Annotated in this window: 4 protein-coding genes; all 4 read left to right on the top strand. The window is 29.3% G+C overall.

Features of this window, described 5'->3' with window-relative positions; genetic code table 11:
* Nucleotides 1-746 (top strand): Imm49 family immunity protein (locus Q0370_RS10060; RefSeq protein ID WP_299575275.1); only part of this gene is annotated, 746 nt, incomplete at its 5' end.
* 200 nt (nt 747-946) lie between these two features.
* Nucleotides 947-2,557 (top strand): cardiolipin synthase, encoded by a 1,611-nt coding sequence (gene cls, locus Q0370_RS10055; protein WP_299575273.1) that lies wholly within the window; start codon nt 947-949, stop codon nt 2,555-2,557.
* Between the two features lie 29 nt (nt 2,558-2,586).
* Nucleotides 2,587-3,660: a tRNA pseudouridine(55) synthase TruB gene (gene truB, locus Q0370_RS10050; protein ID WP_299575271.1), complete on the top strand. Its 1,074-nt coding sequence runs from the start codon at nt 2,587-2,589 to the stop codon at nt 3,658-3,660.
* Nucleotides 3,661-3,692: 32 nt separating this feature from the next.
* On the top strand, nt 3,693-4,730 hold a 1,038-nt coding region (locus Q0370_RS10045), incomplete at its 3' end, for a hypothetical protein (RefSeq protein ID WP_299575269.1).

The following is a 4,730-nucleotide window of genomic DNA, read 5'->3' as shown; positions in this document are numbered from 1 at the left end:
GGACTTTATCTAATGATTATAATAAATTTTCTTCAATAGATTTAGTAATTGAAAAAAATATAAAAAAACACAGATTAAATTGCCATATAGGTGGAAAATTATTAATATTGGGTTGTAGTAGAAGTAATAGGCTGTTTACTCAAGCTTCTCAAATGTTTGAAATGTTTATGTCTAATAATCCAGATTTTATAACATTTTTCAAAAATAATATTGATATGATAATGCCTGATGATTATGATAGTAAAAAAAATAAATATGGCTATTTAAAAAATGATTATGGAACATTTTTCTTAATTCGTGTAATTCTTCATGCAATAAGAGGAGATTTTGAAGAAGTCAAAAAAAGATGTAGTGCATATTTGGAAAAGCCACTGAAAGATAGTTATTATAAATATGGAGAACTGCACTATGAATTTTTAAGTGCTTTGGCAGATAAAGATATTGATGGAATGAAAAAAGCGATAGACGGGATGATGGAACAAAAAGTGGCAAGAAAATTTTCAAATGATAATAATCCAAACTATGAATTTTACTTGCATGTATATGTCATAATATACGCCAAAATAACATTATATAACGGAATAGACTTGGAAATTGACAATGAAGTGGCACCAAAAGAATTAATAGACATAACTCCGCTTGAAAAATATGAAGATCCGTATGATTTTATGAAAGATTTTGATTTGGCAACAGTAACTCCGAAAGAGTGGAAGGAATGGAAAAACAGCTGGAATTTAAATTTTTAACATAAGGAAATTAACTAATTAAATAAATTATGAACTGTTTTTTTGCATAATGTATGTACTTTTTAATTTTAATTCGTTATGTCATGTTTTTAGAATTTGTTCAATAAGAATGATTGAAAATCTTTGTTAAAAGTGATAAAATTATAGATATAATGCTAAAAGATAGATTAATTTAACAAATAAAAAAGGAGGAGGATAATATGCTGCATGGACTGGCTATAATTATTTCAAGTTGGATAATTCCATTTGAAAGGCTGCATTATCTGATAATTATTGTTTTGACAGTATCGGTGCTTTTGTCGGATAAATCGCCGAATGCGATGCTTGCCTGGATTTTTACAATTTTTACATTTCCGATTGGTGGAGCGGTTCTGTATCTTTTGTTTGGGATTAACTGGAGAAGGAATAAGATAATTTCTAAGAAGATGAAGGGGGAAGAAAAAAAGCTGTATTCAAGGATTTTTAATTTTATGCAGCGGGACGTATCGGATATTTTTAGATCGCAGGACTTTTTTTATTATAATCGTCTTGAAAATGTGGATGGAAACACAGCTAAAATGACTGAAGCAGAAATAAAAGCTACAATACGGAATCAGATTGATACAATGATAAAAAATATTAATTTAGGCAGTCAGCAAAGTGAACTTGTAAAAATGCTGTACAAGGCTGAAGGGACTTTTTTGACCAATAATGATTCGTATAAATTGTTTTTTCATGGAAAAGAGGCATTTGATTCGATTATTTGTGATATAGAAAATGCAAAAAGTACGATTTATATGGAATATTTTATTTGGAAGGCTGATGAACTTGGGGAAAGAATAAAAAATGCACTTTTGAAAAAGGCTAAGGAAGGAGTTAAAATAAAACTGCTTTTTGACGGAGTGGGAACTTGGAAATTGCCTAGAAAATATAAAAAGGAACTTAGAAACGCTGGAATTGAGATAAGATGGTTTTTAGATGTTAAATTTTTTATTTCCAAGATGAATTATCGTAATCATAGAAAAATAGCGTTAATTGATAATAATATAGTGCATACTGGCGGTATGAATGTGGGGCAGGAATATATAGACGGTGGAAAGAGATTTGATAGCTGGAGGGATACGAATATTCGGATTACAGGAGAAATAATTGGACAGTATCTGGCAATTTTTGTTACAGATTGGCTAAACAGCGGTGGGAAAGACGATTTTATTGAAGACATAAAAAAAGAGGCAGTTCACGAGCTGGAAGAGCAAAAGCCAATAGATAAACATAAAAAATTGAAATATCTGATGCAGGTTTCATCAAGCGGGCCTGACACCGAATGGACCACTTTGAAATATCTGTATTCTAAAATGATTGCAACGGCGAAAGAGGAAGTGCTGATTCAAAGTCCTTATTTTGTTCCCGACACTGATTTGATTTCACAGTTAAAGATGGCGGCTCTTTCGGGAGTAAAAATAAAGATAATGGTTACAGGAGTGCCGGATAAGAAAATGCCTTACTGGATAGCAGAAACTTATTTTGCGGAATTAATTGAAGCAGGCATTGAAATTTACCGTTATACAGCGGGATTTTTACACAGTAAAAATATTATTGTGGATGAAAAAATATCAACCCTTGGAACATGCAACTTTGATATGCGGAGCTTTGAAATAAATTACGAAGTAAACTCGGTATTTTATAATCAAGAAATCAGCAGAGATTTAAAGGGACAGTTCATAGAAGATTTGGAAGTGTGTGAAAGGTTTGACGAGATAAGGCTGAAAAAGGTCACTTTTTTTAAACGGCTAAGAAATTCTGTGTTTAAGCTGATTTCACCGATAATGTAAGCAGTATGGCGGGTATAGGAAGGAGTAAAATGGAGAAGAATTTTACAAAGGATGGACTGATACTTTTAAATAAAAGCAAAGGGATAAGTTCGTTTGGGGCGATAAATCATCTGAAAAGAGTGATAAAGGCCAAAAAAGTTGGACATGCTGGAACCCTTGACCCAATGGCCGAGGGACTTATGATTGTTATGATTAATGATGCCACAAAATTTTCTGACAGTTTGATGAAAAAAGATAAGGAATATTATGTGGAAATGGAGCTTGGCTATAAGACAGATACTTATGATTCAGAAGGGACAGTTGTTGAAAAATATACTTCTGAAATTAATATAAGTGATTCTGAAATAATACAGGCTGTAAATAGTTTTAAAGGTAAGATAAAACAAGTCCCGCCAATGTATTCCGCAATAAAAATTGACGGTAAGAAACTTTATGATTTGGCAAGAAAAGGGATTGAAGTGGAAAGAGCCGAAAGAAATGTAGAAATATCAGAAATTAGAAAAATAAAGGTAGTGCATCCAGAAAAAAATTCAGAAAACGCTCAAAATATTAAAATTTCATTTTACACAAAAGTCAGCAGTGGAACTTATATCCGTTCGTTAATTTATGATATTGGAGAGAAATTAGGAGTTTTTGCCACAATGACAAGGCTCGTGAGAACTAAAATTGATAAATATGTTATTGAAGATGCAATTTCATTAGAAAAAGTTGAAGCTGAAATTGAAAAAATGAAAGAACTTGTTGGAGAAAAAAAAGAAATTGAGTCTTTTTGGGCTACAAAGGATGATGTTGATATATGGGCTGAAAAAATTAGCAAAATAGTCAGTTTTGTAAATATAGAGGATGTACTGGATTATTTTGGAATAAATGTTTCTAATGAGAAATACGGAAAGTTGAAAAATGGTATGACAGTTATTGATACGTTTAAAAAATTTGAAAATATAGGTAAAGAAATCAGTGAAGTAAATGTAAAAGAAAATCAGAAATTTAAGGTATATGTGAGAAATAGGAGTACAAATATAAGAGAGTTCAAAGGAATTGTGAAAATTGTAAATATTAGAGGAGATAAAATCTATTTGAAAAGAGATAAATATTTTTTGTAACTTTCAGAACTGAAAAGCGGTGATAATAATATATGAAAAAGTCAAATAAATATGTATTTGATATTGAAGTTTTTCCAAATTACTTCTGTATTGTCTTAAAAAAGCTAAATGATGATAAAATATTGATTATTGATTCGGATAATTTTAATCGTCAGAAAAAACTTTTATTTGACATAATTTCTAAAAATGTTTTAATCTCGTATGCAGGACATGGATTTGATGATATTGTGATTAATGACCTTTTAAAATACAGAAATTCAAATGTAAACAGGAATAAATTAAATAGTGAAATAAAAATAATAAGAAATATGCCAAAAGATGAATACAAAAATGAAAACCATGAATTTTACTCTTATGATTTGGCTTATGAATATAACTTAAATCTCGGAGTAAAAGGGTTTGAGTTTAATTGTGGAGACAGTATTGAGGAACAGGATTTTGCCAATTTTAATTACGTAATAAAAAAAAATATATATGATGAAATTGTGGACAAAGTAATTGACTATTGTCTACAGGATGTACTGGCAACGGAAAAGATGTATAATTTTATAATAAAAGAAAAAAGCAACTGGAATGAAAAGGAGAATCTTTTAAATATAATTACAAATGGAAGCTACAGTAATAATATGAAGCTTAAAAAGAAAATAAAATATTTAAAGTACAATAATGACAAACTAATAACTTTACTTTTAGATAATAGCTCTTCTAATTCTAGCCAGCCTGGAATAAACTATTCAAAAAGATTAAAAATGGATAATTATGACAATTATCTGCAAAAAAAAGTGTACAAATTATCAATTCAAAAAGATTACCTATATAAATGGCTACTTGAAAACAAACTTCTTCTTGAAAAGGATAAAAAAATAATAAAAAAAATACCAAGAGATCTGCTGTTAAATTCATCGTTTGCAAAGGAAGTACTAAATAGATATAGAGCAAGCATTGTAAAACGGATGAAAAAAAATTTTGAAAAAGAAAATATAGAAATGGTAGCAGTTTTAGAAAACAATATTTTTATAACAAATATAAATGATAAAATTATTTATAAAATAAAAAATAAAATAGATACA

Origin of the sequence: uncultured Leptotrichia sp. (genome assembly GCF_938036635.1) — a bacterium.
GTDB lineage: Bacteria > Fusobacteriota > Fusobacteriia > Fusobacteriales > Leptotrichiaceae > Leptotrichia > Leptotrichia hongkongensis.
This window is presented reverse-complemented; position numbering and strand designations above follow the sequence as displayed.

Excerpts from the sequence above, each read along its gene's own strand:
- cls (WP_299575273.1), top strand. The coding sequence starts at position 947 with ATGCTGCATGGACTGGCTATAATTATTTCAAGTTGGATAATTCCATTT.
- truB (WP_299575271.1), top strand. The coding sequence starts at position 2,587 with ATGGAGAAGAATTTTACAAAGGATGGACTGATACTTTTAAATAAAAGC.